A 15,991-nucleotide genomic window follows, 5' to 3' on the forward strand; every position below is an offset into this window, starting at 1 on the left:
AGACCGCGCACGAGCGGGGCTTCCTGTTCTTCACCACGCACGTGTCCGACCCGCTGGTGGCCGCGGTCGGGAACACCGTGCTCGACGTCCTGCAGTCCGAGGGACTCGATCGGCGGGCCGCGGAGCTCGGGGCGTACCTCAGCAAGGGTCTTCGGGGTTTGGCGGAACGCCACGCGGTGATCGGGGATGTGCGCGGGCGCGGGCTGCTCGTCGGCCTGGAGCTGGTGCTGGACCGGGCGACCAAGCAGCCGGCCGACGAGGTGGGCGCGGCGGTGACCAGGCGATGCCGGGAGCTGGGGCTGCACATGAACGTGGTGCAGTTGCCGGGCATGGGCGGGGTGTTCCGGATCGCGCCCGCGCTGACCTCGACCCACGCCGAGCTGGACCTCGGCCTGGAGATCCTGGACCGGGCCATCGCCGAGACGACGGCGGGGGACAACGGCTGAGCCGGTCATGAGCGAGGATGCTCGCCGTGCGTCGATCTCATGTGGCCCTGGTGGCCGTCCTGCTCACCGCCGGCTGCTCGTCCGCGCCGAACTCCGCGCCGAAAGCCCCGGCGGCCGGCGCCTCCGCGATGGTGATTCCGGCGGCGAGCTTCCGACTGGAGAACGCGCCGATCCCGGTCGATCTCGAGGTGACCGGCGACGGCAAGGCGGAGATCACCTACGGGTCGCCGGCGGTCAAGGTCAAGGCGGCGACACCGTGGAAGAAGACGGTCGACTCGCAGTCGTCGGACGTGATGCTGACCATCATGCTGATCGCCCGGACCAGCAGCACCAAGGCCGACGCGACGATCACCTGCCGGGTCTCGGTCGGCGGCGTGACGATGCGGGAGAAGACCGCCCACGGACCAGGGGCGGTCGCCGACTGCTCCCCGCTACTCGCCGGCGTCGGCTGACGCCGCCGGCTGGAGGCGGGCCAGCTGGCGGTCGTGCAGGCGGGTCAGCAGTAGCAGGCTGACGATGGCGCCCACGCCGGCCATCGCCATGTCCCACTGGGTGTCCCAGATGTCGCCCTGGGCGCCCAGGAAGTCGTCGGCCGCCGAGCCGCCGATCAGGGCGGAGATCCACTCGAACAGCTCCCATGTGGCGCTCACCGCCATCACCACGCACAGGGTCAGGGCGTTCAGCCAGCCACCCGGGCGTAGTGGGGTGCGGCGGAGCAGGATCTCGCGGGCGATGATCGCGGGGACGAAGCCCTGGGCCAGGTGGCCCAAGCGGTCGTACGGGTTTCGGGCCAGACCCAGCGCGTCGCGCACCCAGTCGCCCGCGGGGACCTCGGCGTAGGTCCAGTGGCCGCCGATCATCAGGATCAGTGACTGGGCCAGGATCAGGCGGTAGGCGAGCGGGGTCAGCGGGAACCGGCGGTAGGTGAGCACCAGGATCGGGGCCGCGATCACCGCGGCCAGCACCTCCAGGAACCAGGTGCCCAGCGATTTGGCGCCGATCGCGGAGGTGACCAGGGCGATCAGGCCGATCCCGAGCAGGACGGCGGGTTCGCGGCGGCGTGGCGTATTCACGGGTCTCAGCCTTGTCGGTGGAGAAGGATCAGTCATGGGTACGCGTACCCAAAAGGTAGTTGGCGATCGAGGACTTAACTTGATACGGTTCTCTGCATAGTCATGCGGAGGTTGGTATGGGAATCCGGGTCGCGGTTGCGGGAGCCAGTGGGTATGCGGGAGGCGAGCTCCTGCGTCTGCTCGCGGGGCATCCCGAGTTCGATCTCGTGGCGGCCACGGCGCACTCGCAGGCCGGGACGCACGTCACCGCCGTACACCCGCAGTTGGCCGGCCTCGACCTGACGCTCGGGGTGACCGATGCGGCCGGGCTCAGCGACGCTGACCTGGTCTTTCTTGCTCTTCCGCATGGGCAGTCGGCGGCCGTCGCGGCGCAGCTGCCGCCCGAGGTGAAGATCGTCGATCTGGGGGCCGACTTCCGGCTCAAGGACGGCGCGCTGTGGGGGAAGTACTACGGCGGGGAGCACGCCGGCACCTGGACCTACGGGCTGCCCGAATTGCCCGGTCAGCGGGAGCTGATCAAGGGGTCGACCCGGGTGGCGAACACGGGTTGTTATGCGGCCACCATCACCCTCGCGCTGGCTCCGCTGATCGCGAGCGGGCTCGCCGACCCGGCCGACGTGGTCGTGGTGGCCAGCTCCGGCACGTCCGGCGCGGGCCGCAGTGCGAAGGTGAACCTGCTGGCCAGCGAGGTGATGGGCGATCTCTCGCCGTACAAGGTGGGGGCCCACCAGCACGTGCCGGAGATCAAGCAGGCCACCGGCGCCACCGCACTCTCGATGACCCCGGTCCTCGCTCCGATGCCTCGCGGCATCCTCGCGACCGTCACTGCGCGTTTCGCCGGCGACGGTGACCCGCGCCAAGTGCTTCTTGATGCGTACGCCGAGGAGCCGTTCCTCCACGTGCTGCCGGCCGGGCAGTGGCCGCACACCGCCGCCACCTCCGGCTCCAACTCGTGCCACCTGCAGGCGACGGTCGACGTCGACTCGGGCCGGATCATCGTGGTCAGCGCGCTCGACAATCTCGGCAAGGGCGCCTCCGGTCAAGCCGTGCAGTGCGCCAACCTCATGTTCGGCCTGCCCGAGACGATGGGCCTGTCCGTGTTCGGAGTTGCCCCATGACTGTCACCCATCCCAAGGGCTTCCGGGCCAGCGGTGTCGCCGCCGGCCTGAAGACCACCGGTAACCCGGACGTCGCGCTGGTCGTCAACGACGGGCCCGACTACACCGCGGCCGCCGTCTTCACCGGCAACCGCGTCAAGGCCGCCCCGGTTCTGTGGAGCCAGCAGGTCCTCAAGGGCGGCGTCGTGCGCGCCGTCGTGCTCAACTCCGGCGGCGCCAACGCGTGCACTGGCACCCAGGGCTTCCGCGACACGCACGCCACCGCCGAGCACACCGCGACCGTGCTGCGCAGCGGCGCCAAGCCGCAGATGATCGGTCCCGGCGACGTGGCGGTCTGCTCGACCGGCCTGATCGGCGAGCTGCTGCCGATGGACAAGCTGCTGCCGGGCGTCACCGCCGCGGCCCGGGCGCTGCACACCGACGGCGGCAAGCAGGCCGCCGAGGCGATCATGACGACCGACTCGGTGGCGAAGAACGCGGTCGTGCAGAAGGAGGGCTGGTCGGTCGGCGGCATCGCCAAGGGCGCCGGCATGCTCGCGCCGGCCCTGGCCACCATGCTCGTGGTGATCACCACCGACGCGTCGGCCGACAACGAGGTGCTGGACGCGGCGTTGCGCGAGGCGACCCGGCTCACCTTCGACCGGATCGACGCGGACGGCTGCATGTCGACGAACGACACCGTGCTGCTGATGGCCAGCGGCGCCTCCGACCGGCAGCCGTCGCCGGAGGAGCTGACCGCGGCCGTCACCGCCGTCTGCCACGACCTGGCCCAGCAGCTGATCGCCGACGCCGAGGGGGCCACCAAGCACATCGCGATCGTGGTCGAGGGCGCCGATACCGAGGCCGACGCGGTCGAGGTGGGGCGGGTGGTCGCCCGGAACAACCTGGTCAAGACCGCGCTGTTCGGCAACGACCCCAACTGGGGGCGCATCCTGGCGGCGGTCGGCACCACCCAGGCCCGGTTCGAACCCGACCGGGTCGACGTCGCGATCAACGGCGTGTGGATCTGCAAGGGCGGGGCGGCGGCCGAGGACCGGTCGAAGGCCGACCTGTCCGGGCGGGACGTCACGATCACGATCAACCTGCGGGAAGGGGCGATGGCCGCGACGATCTGGACGACCGATCTGTCGCACGCCTACGTGCACGAGAACTCGGCGTACTCGTCGTGAGCTCACCGTTGGAGAAGGCCGGCGTGCTGATCGAGGCGCTGCCCTGGCTGGAGCGTTTTCACGGCACCACGGTGGTGATCAAGTACGGCGGCAACGCCATGATCAACCCGCAGTTGCAGCAGGCCTTCGCCGAAGACATCGTCTTTATGCGATATGTCGGGATTAAGCCCGTCGTTGTCCACGGTGGAGGGCCGCAAATCAGCCGCATGCTTGACAAAATGGGCATCGCCAGCGAGTTCCGCGGTGGGCTGCGAGTGACCACACCGGAAGCGATGGACGTTGTTCGGATGGTTTTGACCGGACAGGTCGGGCGAGAGCTGGTCGGGCTGATCAACAAGCACGGCCCGTTCGCGGTCGGGCTGTCCGGTGAGGACGCCAAGCTGTTCACCGCGACCAGGCGCGGCGCGCTGATCGACGGCGAAGAGGTCGACATCGGCCAGGTCGGCGACGTTTCCCGGGTGGACACCAGTGCTGTCGACGACCTGATCGCAGCCGGCCGCATCCCGGTCATCGCCAGCGTCGCCCCCGATGCCGATGGTGTCGTGCACAACGTCAACGCCGACACCGCCGCCGCGGCCCTCGCCGAGGCGCTCGGTGCCCGCAAGCTGGTCGTGCTCACCGACGTCCCCGGCCTCTACACCAACTGGCCGGACACGTCGTCGCTGACCACCCGGATCGACGCCGACGCCCTCGAGAAACTGCTGCCCAGCCTCGAATCGGGGATGGTGCCGAAGATGGAGGCGTGCCTGCGCGCCGTCCGCGGCGGAGTGCCCGCCGCGCACGTCGTCGACGGCCGCGTCCCGCACTCCACGCTGCTCGAAGTCTTCACCTCGGAAGGGATCGGAACGATGGTGGTGCCCTCATGACCGCGCTGGTCGACCGTTGGTCGCAGTCGATGATGAACAACTACGGGACGCCGCAGATCGCCCTGGTCCGCGGCGAAGGCGCGGTGGTGACCGACGACAACGGCAAGCAGTACGTCGACTTCCTCGGCGGCATCGCGGTCAACGCGCTCGGCCACGCCCACCCGGCCGTGGTCGAGGCGGTCACCCAGCAGATCTCCCAGCTCGGGCACGTGTCCAACCTGTACATCGCCGAGCCGTGCATCGCTCTGGCCGAGCTGCTGCTGGCCCTGGCCGGCCGCCCCGGCAAGGTCATCTTCGGCAACTCGGGCGCCGAGGCGAACGAGGCCGCGTTCAAGCTGTCCCGGCTGACCGGCCGCACCCACGTCGTGGCGACCGAGGGCGCGTTCCACGGCCGGACGATGGGCGCGCTCGCGCTGACCGGCCAGCCGGGAAAGGCCGACCCGTTCCGCCCGCTGCCCGGCGAGGTGACGCACGTGGCGTTCGGCTCGCTGGAGACGCTGGACAACGCGGTCACCACCGAGACCGCCATGGTCATCCTGGAGCCGATCCAGGGCGAGAACGGCGTCGTCGTCCCGCCGCCCGGTTACCTGGCCGGCGCCCGCGAGATCTGTACCCGCAACGGCGCGCTGCTCGTGCTGGACGAGGTGCAGACCGGCGTCGGCCGCACCGGCCACTGGTTCCACCACCAGGCCGAAGGCGTCGAGCCGGACGTCATCACCCTGGCCAAGGGCCTCGGCGGCGGCCTGCCGCTGGGCGCCTGCATCGCCTTCGGCAAGGCGGCCGACCTGTTCACCCCGGGCTCGCACGGCACCACGTTCGGCGGCAACCCGGTCGCCTGCGCGGCCGGCCTCGCCGTGGTCCGCACGATCGCCGGCACCGGCCTGCTCGACCACGTCAAGCGGGTGGGGGAGCAGCTGCGCCGCGGTCTGGAGGATCACCCGCTGGTCGACCACGTGCGCGGCGCCGGACTGCTGCTCGGCATCGTCCTCAAGGGACCCGAGTCGAAGCGGATCGCGGCCGCCCTGCAGGACGCCGGCTTCCTGGTCAACGCCCCCCAACCCGACGTCATCCGGCTCGCCCCGCCGCTGATCATCAGCACCGAGCAGGCCGACGCCCTCATCGCCGCTTTCGGAGCCATCAAGTGACCAGGCATTTCCTACGTGACGACGACCTCAGCCCGCAGGATCAGGCGGCCGTCCTGGAGCTTGCGGCCGAGATGAAGGCTTCGCGGTTCGCCTATCGGCCGCTCGAAGGCCCGCGCTCGGTGGCGGTCTTCTTCGACAAGGTCAGCCTGCGCACCCGGCTGTCCTTCGAGGCCGGCATCGCCGAGCTGGGCGGTCAGCCGATCATCGTGGACACCCAGGCCACCCACTTCGGCCGGGGCGAGTCGCTCGCCGACGCCGGGCGGGTCGTCTCCCGCTACGTCGCCGCGATGGTCTTCCGCACCACCGGCGACGAACGGCTCACCGAGCTGGCCTCCGGCGTCAACGTGCCGGTGGTCAACGCGCTCACCGACGGCTTCCACCCCTGCCAGCTGCTGGCCGACCTGCAGACGATCCGGGAACGCTTCGGATCAACAGCAAACCGCAAGCTTGCGTACGTCGGGGATGCGGCCAACAACATGGCGCACTCGTATCTTCTCGCCGGGGCGACCGCGGGCATGCACGTACGCGTAGCCGGCCCGTCCGGTTTTGATCCTTCCCCGGCGGTGGTGTCCCGCGCCGCCGAGATCGCGGCGTGGACCGGCGGCTCGGTCGAGGTGATGCGCGACCCGTTCGAGGCCGCCGACGGGGTGGACGTGCTCGCCACCGACACCTGGACCTCGATGGGCCAGGAGGGCGACGGCAAGGACCGGTTGACGCCGTTCCGGCCGTACCAGATCAATGAGAAGCTCCTGGCCGCCGCCGCGCCGGAGGCGATCGTCCTGCACTGCCTGCCCGCGCACCGCGGGGAGGAGATCACCGACGAGGTGATGGACGGTCCGCAGAGCGCGGTGTTCGACCAGGCCGAGAACCGGCTGCACGCGCAGAAGGCGCTGCTGGCGTGGCTCCTGGCGGTGAATTCCCAGTGACCGGGCCGGTGACCCGCGCCGGGCGGCATGCCCGGATCGTCGAGCTGATCAGGGAGAAGGCGATCCGGTCGCAGACCGAGCTCGCCGAACTCCTGGCGGCCGACGGTGTGCAGGTCACCCAGGCCACCCTCTCCCGTGACCTGGAGGAGCTGGGCGCCGTGAAGGTCAGCGGCGCCTACCTCATCCCGGAGGACGGCAAGCGGCCGCTGCGCGATGCCGAGAACGCCCCGGCCCGTCTCCTGCGGCTGCTGCGGGAGTTGCTCACCGGAGTGGACGCCAGCGGCAACATCGCGGTCCTGCGCACCCCGCCCGGAGCGGCCCAGTTCCTGGCCAGCGCGCTGGACCGCTCCGGACTCACCGATGTCGTCGGCACCATCGCCGGCGACGACACGATTCTCGTCGTGGCCCGCGACGTCACCGGCGGCAAGGCACTTGCCGAGAAGCTCGCCGAATGGGCCGCACACAACCCTGACAATCTGGAAGGAGCACCCCGTGACTGAGCGGGTAGTTCTCGCGTTCTCCGGAGGCCTCGACACCTCCGTCGCCATCCCCTACCTCGCCGAGCAGACCGGCGGGGAGGTCATCGCCGTGGCGCTCGACGTCGGCCAGGGCGGCGAGGACATGGAGGTGATCCGGCAGCGTGCCATCGACTGCGGTGCCGCGGAGAGCGTAGTGGTGGATGCCCGCGAGGAGTTCGCGGCCGACTTCTGCCTGCCGGCGCTGCGCGCCAACGCGCTCTACATGGACCGGTACCCGCTGGTGTCGGCGCTGTCCCGGCCGCTGATCGTGCGGCACCTGGTCGAGGCGGCCAAGCAGTACGGCGGCACGATCGTCTCGCACGGCTGCACCGGCAAGGGCAACGACCAGGTCCGGTTCGAGGTCGGCATCGGGGCGCTCGACCCGTCGCTCAAGGTGATCGCGCCGGCCCGGGACTTCGCGTGGACCCGGGACAAGGCGATCGCGCTGGCCGAGGAGAAGGGGCTGCCGATCGACGTCACGCACAAGTCGCCGTACTCGATCGACCAGAACCTGTGGGGCCGCGCCGTCGAGACCGGCTTCCTCGAGGACATCTGGAACGGGCCGATCGAGGACATCTACTCGTACACGGCGAATCCGGCTCTCGAACGGGACGCGGACGAGGTCGTCATCACGTTCGACCAGGGCAATCCGGTCGCCATCGACGGCGAGACGGTCACCCCGTTCCAGGCGATCAGCGAGCTGAACCGGCGGGCCGGTGCGCAGGGTGTCGGGCGTCTCGACATGGTCGAGGACCGGCTGGTCGGCATCAAGAGCCGCGAGGTGTACGAAGCTCCCGGCGCGATCGCCCTGATCACCGCCCACCAGGAGCTCGAGAACGTGACCGTCGAGCGTGACCTGGCCCGCTTCAAGCGCTCGGTCGACCAGCGCTGGGGCGAGCTCGTCTACGACGGCCTCTGGTTCTCCCCGCTGAAGAACGCGCTCGACGCGTTCATCAACGACGCGCAGAAGCACGTCACCGGTGAGGTGCGGCTGACCCTGCACGGCGGCCGCGCGACCGTCACCGGCCGGCGTTCGGACGCCAGCCTGTACGACTTCGGGATGGCCACCTACGACACCGGCGACACCTTCGACCAGACCCTGGCCAAGGGCTTCGTGCAGCTCTGGGGCCTCCCGTCGCGCATGGCGGCGGGCCGGGACCGGCGGCTGGCAGACTGAGCGTCGTGACCGAGAAAACTAGTTTGTGGGGCGGCCGGTTCTCCGGCGGCCCCGCCGACGCCCTGGCCCGGCTGTCGGTGAGCGTTCAGTTCGACTGGCGGCTCGCCCCCTACGACATCGCCGGGTCCCGGGCGCACGCCCGGGTGCTCGCCGCGGCCGGGTTGCTCGACCCGGACGAGCTGGGCCAGATGCTGGCCGCCCTCGACGACCTCGAGGCGGCCTGCGCGTCCGGCGAGTTCCGGCCCACCATCGACGACGAGGACGTGCACACCGCCCTCGAACGCGGCCTGCTCGAACGCCTCGGCACGCTGGGTGGCAAGCTGCGCGCCGGCCGGTCGCGGAACGACCAGGTCGCCACCGACCTGCGGCTCTACCTGCGCGACCACGCCCGCGGCCTGGCCGTGTCGCTGGTCGAGCTGGCCGACGCGCTCACCGAGCAGGCGGCGCTGAACGTCAACACGGCGGCGCCGGGCATGACCCACCTGCAGCACGCCCAGCCGGTCACCTTCGGCCACTGGCTGCTCGCCCACGTGCAACCTCTGCTGCGCGACCTCGACCGGCTGCGCGACTGGGACGCCCGCGCGGCGATCTCGCCGCTCGGCTCGGGCGCGCTCGCCGGTTCGTCGCTGCCGCTCGACCCGGCCGCGGTCGCCAAGGAGCTGGGCTTCACCGCGCCGGCCCCGAACTCGATGGACGCGGTCGCCGACCGGGACTTCGTGGCCGAGTTCCTGTTCGTGACGGCGCTGATCGGCGTGCACCTGTCCCGCCTGGGCGAGGAGGTGGTCCTCTGGACCTCCACCGAGTTCGGCTGGGTGGAGCTGGACGACGCGTTCGCCACCGGTTCGTCGATCATGCCGCAGAAGAAGAACGCGGACATCGCCGAGCTGGCCCGGGGCAAGAGTGGCCGCCTGGTCGGCGGCCTGGTCACGGTGCTGACCATGCTCAAGGGACTGCCGCTCACCTACGACCGGGACATGCAGGAGGACAAGGAGCCGGCCTTCGACGCGATCGAGACGCTGGGACTCCTGCTGCCCGCTCTCGCGGGCATGATCTCCACCATGACCGTACGGGTGGACCGGCTCGCCGCGGCCGCCCCGGTCGGCTTCTCGCTGGCCACCGAGGTCGCCGACTGGCTGGTCCGGCGCAACGTGCCGTTCCGCGAGGCGCACGAGATCACCGGGCAGCTGGTGGCGTTGTGCTCGGTGCGCGGCTGCGAGCTGGAGGACCTGACCGACGACGACCTGAAGACGGTCAGCGGCCACCTGGACCCGTCGGTCCGCGCGGTGCTGTCGGTCGAGTCGGCGCTGGCCAGCCGCACCACGCCCGGTTCGACCGGCCCCGGCCCGGTCGCCGAGCAGCTGGCCGGCGTCCAGCACAAACTGGACAGCTGGCGGCAGTGGGCGGTCGAGAAGGTCGTTCCCCGGTAGACGTTTGTTCGAGGAGGGGCGGCGCGTGACGCCGCCTCTCTTCTTGCCTCTTTACGAAAACGTTTTCGGGAGGCACGGTGATAGACGTACATCGATCGTCTGCCACCGGAGGAAACGATGAACACTCGACGAAATCGCAGCCTGGCGGCGGTTGCCGCGGTCATCTCGCTCGGCGCCGCGGTCGCGGTCACGGCGACCGGAGCCAGTGCCGCGGCGGCCGGCTGCCAGGTGTCCTACACGGTCGCATCGCAATGGCAGGGCGGCTTCGGGGCCACCGTTGCCGTCACCAACCTCGGGGATCCGCTCACCGGGTGGACGCTGCGCTGGTCGTTCGGCGCCGGCCAGACCATCACCCAGGCGTGGAACGCCACGGTCACCCAGAGCGGGGCCGCGGTGACCGCCGTCAACGCCTCCTACAACGGTGCGCTCGGCACCGGCGGGAGCACCTCGTTCGGCTTCAACGGATCGTGGACCGGCAGCAACCCTCTCCCGTCCGCATTCACCCTGAACGGGGTCGCCTGCACCGGGTCGGCTGTTCCGACCCCCACGCCCGTCACCCCGGCGCCGACCGGCTCGGCGGCCGTCAAGACGGTTCGGGTCTTCTGGCTCAAACCCACCGACGTCGCCTTCGACCAGCGCTACCCGGACGGCATCGCCGCCGTCATGCGGGAGGCTCAGCGCTACTACAAGCAGGAGATCGGCAAGACGTTCACGCTCAACGGCACGGTCGTCGAGGTGGTAAACGGTGAGCACGACCGGAACTGGTACATCACCACCAACTGCAGCGGCAGCGACCACTACTGGTGCGTGGTCCAGAACATGCAGCAGGAGCTGATGCGCCGGTTCGGGATCAGCAGCCAGGACAGTCGCTGGCTGTGCGTGGGCGAGATCAGCGCCGAGGAGACCAACCAGTCCGGCGGTGGCGCCAGCCCCGGCTGGGTGGTGCTCAGCGGCCACGACGCGGACGGCGCGGCCGGCCTCAACGGGGCGATGAACCGCTGGTACGGCGGCATGGTGCACGAACTCGGCCACGGGTTCGGGCTGCCCGACTCCACGTCGACCGACGGCACCCCGATGTCCGCGTCGTTCTACAGCTACCCGGACACCCACTTCAGCCAGGCGCAGAAGAACGCGATCCTGGCCGGCCCGTACGGCAGCTTCCTGTCCTGAATGCGAAGGGGCGGCTCTTCGAAAGCCGCCCCTTCCCGATCGAGGGCCTACGCTGAGGCCGGGGGAAGGGGCGCGCGATGGAGAGCGATTCTCGAACCAGGGCCGCGATCGAGGCACATTGGCGGGCGTCCGAGGCGGGCGAGACCGACGCCGAGCACGCCATCTACGCCGAGGACGCGATCCTCGACCACCCGCAGTCGGGGGAGCGTTTCCGCGGCCGCGCGACGATCGTCGCGCAGCGCGGCGGGCACCCGGCCGACCGGCACTTCACCGTCCTGCGGATCACCGGCAGCCGGGACATGTGGGTCAGCGAGTGCATCATCACCTACGACGGCGTGCCCACCCACTCGGTGAGCATCATGGAGTTCGCCGGCGAGCAGGTGTCCCACGAGACGCAGTATTTCGCCGACCCGTTCCCGTCCCCGGCGTGGCGGGCCGCCCTCGCCGAGCCGATGCCGGGCCAGGAGATCATCCGGGCCTGACCGAGACCGGACACCAGTGCGGCCTCGACGCCGGTTGTGCCGGGTGGCGGCAGGCCGGAGCATGGCGGGATGGGTTTCCGCCTGCGTGTTCCCGGTCGTGTGCCCACTGTGGAGGCCGGCCCGGTCCTGCTGATCATGCTTCTGGTACTGGCGATCGCCTCCGCGATCGGCGGCATCGCCGTGCTCAACGGCAGTCACGGCGAGGGGATCGCCTTCGAGGTCGGAAAGTGGCTGCTCCAGCTCACGACGGTGCTGGTCGGGGCCGGCGCGATCGCCACCCTGCTGCGCTGGACCGACCTGGTGCGGGCACGGCGCGAGGCGTGGACCGGCCTGATGCACGAGGTGATCGCGGCCGGCAACACCATCGAGATGGCGGGCCGGACCTTGCAGGCGGACATTTCCGCGGCGTCCTATCAGCGGTTCATCGAGACCTGCCGGGAAGTCCGGGCGGTCCTGCGGCGGATCACCGCGGCTCCGGCCCTGCACGAGGACGAAGAGCTTCGGAACGGCCTCAACGTCATGCGGCGCTACCTCACGACGCTCGTCCTCGAGTGCGAGGACCGATATCTCGCGGTGGCGCGCCAGCAGCAGCTCGACGACTACTTCCTGGAGGCCCAGCTGAAGAAGCTCGCAACCTCGGCCGCGACGGCTCCGCCCCGCCTGCCGACCGAGCTGGCGGCGTCCATGCCCGCCGCCGAGATGTTGCGGAATGCCGTCCGGTTCAAGGAGTTGACCGCCTTCCGCGAGAGTTTCGACAAAAGCCCGTTCCGGATCGCGTACGTGCGGACGGTCAAGCCGTTGCTGGAGAAGCACGCCGGTGTCCACCGGCGTCCCCGGCAAAGAGGGTCCCCGTCCGGCGCGGTCCGCCCGCCGGCCGGCTGGTAGGCGGGGTCCCGCGCGATTTCCTTGATGTTGGGTCTCGGGTGGGCGAGGGCCCGATTTCCTGGATCTCGGCCTCTGGGTGCGAGAGTGAGGCCCCAACTTTCGCGAGGTCGGTGGCACTTGCTCCCTGGCCGGCTCTCCGCTGCTCTCGGCGCCGGCCGGGTGTTCCTCGCGCACCAGCCCGGCGCCGGCCAACTCCGTGGTCAGCGCCAGGGTGGTGCTGCGATTGACCCCCATCCGCTCGGCCAGGGCGGCGCGGGACAGCGGCCCCGCCACGTGAACGTGGTGGAGCAGCGTGCCCAGGCTCGATCGGTGGCGGTGCATGTCAACCGACAATCTAGGGGCTATTCGCCGGCCGGTGCGGTCAGCGTGACGCCGAGGCCGACCGGGGTGCCGAAGTTGGGGGTGCCATCCGCGTTCCAGGTGAACTTCTGGGCCCTCGTCGAACGGTTGAGGTCACAGTTGCCCGCCGAGTTCGTGGTGGCGTGGTAGACGATCCAGTCCTCGGTGCCGTCCGGCGACTTGAAGAAGCCGTTGTGGCCGGGGCCGTACACGCCGGCCGCGTTGTTGCGCTGGAAGACCGGGGTGGCCGACTTCACCCACGACGACGAGTTGAGTGGGTCGCCGCCGTTCCAGGTGAGGATGCCCAGCTTGTAGTCGGGCGTCGAGCAGTGCGACGCGGAGAAGACGATGAACGTCTTGCCGCCGTGCTGCAGCACCTCGGCGCCCTCGTTGACCGCGCCGCCGACCGTCTCCCAGTTGTAGGTGGGGGTGGAGAGCAGGTGCCGGGTGCCGGCCGCGGTCCACGGGTTGGCGAGCTCACGGATGAAGTTGGGCTGGGCGCCGTTGTAGTACGTGCCGAGCAGGTAGATCTTGCCGTTGAGCTGCAGGATGCTCGGGTCGAGCTCCCAGGTGTTGTCGGCGGTCGGGTCGAGCAGGTCGGCCTTGAACGCGTACGGGCCCATCGGGTCGGTGCCGGACGACTCGAGCACGTGGATGCGCTGGGTGCCCAGGTTGTACGGCTCCTGACCGGCCACGTAATACAGGTACCAGTGGCCGTTGATCAGGAAGAACTCCGGCGCCCACATGGTGCCCGCGCCGTTCGCCCGGGTCAGCGTGAAGACCGTCGTGTCGGCGGCGGTGGCCAGCCCGCCCAGGGTCGCCGACTTGCGCATGGTGACCTTGTTGTTCCAGGTCGTGGTGGCCAGGTAGTAGAAGCCGCTGTAGTAGGTGAGCCACGGGTCCGGGCCCTGCACCTTCAGCGGGTTGGTGAAGGTCTTGGTGGTGCCGCCGCCGGTGGGGTAACCGGCCAGCCGCCAGACCCGATCGGTGGCCGTGGTGCACGGCAGCTGCACGAGCCCGTTTCCGGAGGTGCCGGTGGCGATGCACTTTCCGGAGTGGACGGCGGCCAGCTGGAACGTGCCGGTGGCGACCGGGCGGAGCTGGAATCGCTGGTTGTCCTGCGCGTTGCAGGGCCACTGGATGATCTGTGCGTTGTCGGCGGTGCTCACCCCGTACACATCAATGCAGTTGGTGTTGGCCGGGGTGGTGATCGTGTAGATGTCGGAGGTCGCCGAGATCGGCGTGAGGGTGAACGACTGGCTGCAGGTGGCCTGGGTGAGCTGGAGCCCGGCGGTGGTGGCGCCGCCGGGGACCGTCACGCAGTTGCTGTTCGCCGTGCTGGCGATGGTGCTGGAGAAGGTGGACGCGGCCTCGGCGCGGGCCGGGACCAGCAGGCTGACGAGCAGGGCGCCGACGAGGACGGCGGCGCCACGTCTTTTCCGGATGCGGAGCATGGGGATCCCCTCGCTTCAGGACAGGAAGCTGGCGGATGCCGGGTTGGGGAGTCACCGGCGAAAACCTTTTCAGGACGATAACAGCGCACGCCGAAGCAGTGATAGAGCTGTTTCGATCCGAAAAGTTTTCGGTACCTCTCAGGCCATCGCGGGCGTCGCGATCCACTGCTCGGATCCGAAGACCTCGTAGCGGATCCGCTCCTCCGGGATGCCGCGCCGATGCAGGCCGGCCCGCACCGCACCCATGAACGGGATCGGGCCGCACAGGTACACCTCGGCGTCCGGGTGCAGCGGGATCACCGCCGGGTCGATCAGGCCGACCTCCTCCTCGTACCAGACCTGCTGGGTGAAGGTCCGCAGCCGGGCGCCGGCCGCGGTGATGTCGGCGCGCAGTGGGTGCCGGGCGGCCGAGCGGTCGGCGTGCACCACGGTCACCTCGCGGCCCGGCCGGGTTCGGGCGACATGGTCGAGAATGGACGCCATCGGGGTGATGCCCACGCCCGCGCTGACCAGCAGCAGGGGACGGTCGCCGCCGGCCGGGAGCGCCAGATCGCCGTACGGCTGGGAAAGCTGGAGCTCGTCGCCCTCCCGGACCACGTCGTGCAGGAAGCCGGAGACGGCGCCGCCGGGGAGGCGGCGGACCGTGATCCGCAGGGCGCCGCCGGCCGGTGCCTGCGACAGCGAGTACTGCCGCAGCTGCCGGATGCCGCCGGGAAGATCGGCGGCGACGGTGACGTACTGCCCGGGGTGGAACGGCGCCGCGGCGCCGCCGTCGGCCGGGGTGAGCAGCAGCGACACGGTGTCGTCGGCCTCGGCCACCTTCGAGGCCACCACATGGCTACGCCATGGCCGGTCGGCGTCGACCCCGGCGGCGGCGTAGAGCCGGGCCTCACGCCCGATCAGCCGCACCGCGAACAGCCAGTAGACCTCGTCCCAGGCGGCGGCGACGGCCGGGGTGACCGCGTCGCCGAGCACCGTGCCGACCGCGCCGAGCAGGTAGCGGCCGACCATCGTGTACTGCTCGGGGGTGATGCCGAGGGCGCAGTGCCGCTGCGCGATCCGCTCGACGACCTGCTCGATCGGGAACGGGACCGGCGCGCCGACGAGGTGGCCGGCGAAGGCGGCGACCGCGCCGGCCAGGGCCTGCCGCTGCTGACCGGTGGCCTGCGCGCTGCGGCTGAAGAGATTCAGCAGCTCCGGGTTCTCGCCCAGCATGGTGTCGTAGAAGGTGCCGGTGATCGCGGCGAGGTTCGCGCCGACGACCGGGAGGGTGGCTTCGACGACGGCTTTGCTGGATGCGGACAGCATGGTTCCTCCTGCGATTAGGGGCGGGCCAGGGTGAGCAGCACCTGGCGGGCCGGCGGCGAGGTGAGGTCGCCGACCGTGATCGGGTCGAGGGCGGTGTAGAAGGCTTCCTGCGCGGCGGCGAGGGCCCCGCGCAGCCGGCAGCCGCCGGCCAGCGGGCAGACGGCCTCGCCCTCGCAGTCGACGACTTCGGTGCCGCCCTCCAGCTCACGCACGATGCCGCCGATCGAGGCGGTGGTGGCGGCGGGGGTGAGGCGTACGCCGCCGTGCCGGCCCCGGACGGTCTCCAGCAGACCCAGGTGCTGCAGCCGCTGCACCACCTTGGCGAGGTGGTGCCGGGGCACGTTCAGGGACTCGGCGAGGTGGTCGACCGTGAGGAGGCCGCGTTGCACCGCGCCGAGCATGAGGATGCGGAGGCTGATGTCGGTGGACCGGTTGAGGCGCACGACCGAAACCGTACGCCAAAGAGGACTCCCATATACCTCTTTGTG

At 70.4% G+C, this 15,991-nt stretch carries 17 protein-coding genes; 13 read left to right on the forward strand and 4 right to left on the reverse strand.

The annotated features are described in order from the left end of the window. The coding region (locus Adu01nite_RS45910; RefSeq protein ID WP_203735721.1) for an aminotransferase class III-fold pyridoxal phosphate-dependent enzyme at window positions 1-446 on the forward strand (446 nt) is incomplete at its 5' end. Window positions 447-472: 26 nt separating this feature from the next. After that, complete coding sequence (locus Adu01nite_RS45915; RefSeq protein ID WP_203735722.1) at window positions 473-898, forward strand: MmpS family transport accessory protein; 426 nt, start codon at window positions 473-475, stop codon at window positions 896-898. Here Adu01nite_RS45915 and Adu01nite_RS45920 read toward each other — a convergent pair. Then, window positions 878-1,519 (reverse strand): DUF2238 domain-containing protein, encoded by a 642-nt coding sequence (locus Adu01nite_RS45920; RefSeq protein WP_203735723.1) that lies wholly within the window; start codon window positions 1,517-1,519, stop codon window positions 878-880. The genes Adu01nite_RS45915 and Adu01nite_RS45920 overlap by 21 nt on opposite strands. A 116-nt stretch (window positions 1,520-1,635) precedes the next feature. Between Adu01nite_RS45920 and argC the strand changes: the two genes are divergently transcribed. The 11 genes from argC to Adu01nite_RS45975 all read left to right on the forward strand — a co-directional run bounded on the left by argC (window position 1,636) and on the right by Adu01nite_RS45975 (window position 12,402). Beyond that, the gene (gene argC / locus Adu01nite_RS45925) at window positions 1,636-2,637 is read left to right on the forward strand and encodes an N-acetyl-gamma-glutamyl-phosphate reductase (protein WP_203735724.1); all 1,002 of its coding nucleotides are present in this window, start codon (window positions 1,636-1,638) and stop codon (window positions 2,635-2,637) included. Then, window positions 2,634-3,806 carry a bifunctional glutamate N-acetyltransferase/amino-acid acetyltransferase ArgJ gene (gene argJ / locus Adu01nite_RS45930; protein WP_203735725.1) on the forward strand — a complete coding sequence of 391 codons (1,173 nt, stop codon included), beginning with the start codon at window positions 2,634-2,636 and terminating at the stop codon, window positions 3,804-3,806. The genes argC and argJ overlap by 4 nt, the downstream gene beginning before the upstream one ends. After that, on the forward strand, window positions 3,803-4,672 hold the full coding sequence (argB, locus tag Adu01nite_RS45935; RefSeq protein WP_203735726.1) for an acetylglutamate kinase: 870 nt from the start codon (window positions 3,803-3,805) through the stop codon (window positions 4,670-4,672). Before argJ ends, argB begins: the two co-directional genes overlap by 4 nt. Further along, window positions 4,669-5,817, forward strand: a complete 1,149-nt coding sequence (locus Adu01nite_RS45940; protein ID WP_203735727.1) for an acetylornithine transaminase — start codon at window positions 4,669-4,671, stop codon at window positions 5,815-5,817. Before argB ends, Adu01nite_RS45940 begins: the two co-directional genes overlap by 4 nt. Beyond that, window positions 5,814-6,743: an ornithine carbamoyltransferase gene (argF, locus tag Adu01nite_RS45945; protein WP_203735728.1), complete on the forward strand. Its 930-nt coding sequence runs from the start codon at window positions 5,814-5,816 to the stop codon at window positions 6,741-6,743. Before Adu01nite_RS45940 ends, argF begins: the two co-directional genes overlap by 4 nt. Continuing rightward, window positions 6,740-7,243 (forward strand): arginine repressor, encoded by a 504-nt coding sequence (locus Adu01nite_RS45950; protein WP_203735729.1) that lies wholly within the window; start codon window positions 6,740-6,742, stop codon window positions 7,241-7,243. The genes argF and Adu01nite_RS45950 overlap by 4 nt, the downstream gene beginning before the upstream one ends. After that, window positions 7,236-8,438: an argininosuccinate synthase gene (locus tag Adu01nite_RS45955; protein WP_203735730.1), complete on the forward strand. Its 1,203-nt coding sequence runs from the start codon at window positions 7,236-7,238 to the stop codon at window positions 8,436-8,438. Before Adu01nite_RS45950 ends, Adu01nite_RS45955 begins: the two co-directional genes overlap by 8 nt. Continuing rightward, complete coding sequence (argH, locus tag Adu01nite_RS45960; protein ID WP_203735754.1) at window positions 8,435-9,865, forward strand: argininosuccinate lyase; 1,431 nt, start codon at window positions 8,435-8,437, stop codon at window positions 9,863-9,865. Before Adu01nite_RS45955 ends, argH begins: the two co-directional genes overlap by 4 nt. 117 nt (window positions 9,866-9,982) lie before the next feature. Continuing rightward, window positions 9,983-11,035: a cellulose-binding domain-containing protein gene (locus Adu01nite_RS45965; protein WP_203735731.1), complete on the forward strand. Its 1,053-nt coding sequence runs from the start codon at window positions 9,983-9,985 to the stop codon at window positions 11,033-11,035. Between the two features lie 77 nt (window positions 11,036-11,112). Beyond that, window positions 11,113-11,517 carry a nuclear transport factor 2 family protein gene (locus Adu01nite_RS45970; protein ID WP_203735732.1) on the forward strand — a complete coding sequence of 135 codons (405 nt, stop codon included), beginning with the start codon at window positions 11,113-11,115 and terminating at the stop codon, window positions 11,515-11,517. A 135-nt stretch (window positions 11,518-11,652) separates the two neighbouring features. Beyond that, on the forward strand, window positions 11,653-12,402 hold the full coding sequence (locus Adu01nite_RS45975; protein ID WP_203735733.1) for a hypothetical protein: 750 nt from the start codon (window positions 11,653-11,655) through the stop codon (window positions 12,400-12,402). Window positions 12,403-12,743: 341 nt separating this feature from the next. On the opposite strand, the gene Adu01nite_RS45980 is transcribed toward Adu01nite_RS45975, so the two are convergent. From Adu01nite_RS45980 to Adu01nite_RS45990, 3 genes are all read right to left on the reverse strand, one after another. Next, window positions 12,744-14,195 (reverse strand): family 43 glycosylhydrolase, encoded by a 1,452-nt coding sequence (locus Adu01nite_RS45980; protein ID WP_203735734.1) that lies wholly within the window; start codon window positions 14,193-14,195, stop codon window positions 12,744-12,746. A gap of 138 nt (window positions 14,196-14,333) precedes the next feature. Beyond that, window positions 14,334-15,503: a globin domain-containing protein gene (locus Adu01nite_RS45985; RefSeq protein ID WP_203735735.1), complete on the reverse strand. Its 1,170-nt coding sequence runs from the start codon at window positions 15,501-15,503 to the stop codon at window positions 14,334-14,336. 14 nt (window positions 15,504-15,517) lie between these two features. Then, entirely contained in the window at window positions 15,518-15,946 is a 429-nt protein-coding gene (locus tag Adu01nite_RS45990) for an RrF2 family transcriptional regulator (protein WP_203735736.1), read from the reverse strand. Between the last annotated feature and the right edge of the window lie 45 nt (window positions 15,947-15,991).

This window comes from Paractinoplanes durhamensis (genome assembly GCF_016862175.1).
Lineage (GTDB): Bacteria > Actinomycetota > Actinomycetes > Mycobacteriales > Micromonosporaceae > Actinoplanes > Actinoplanes durhamensis.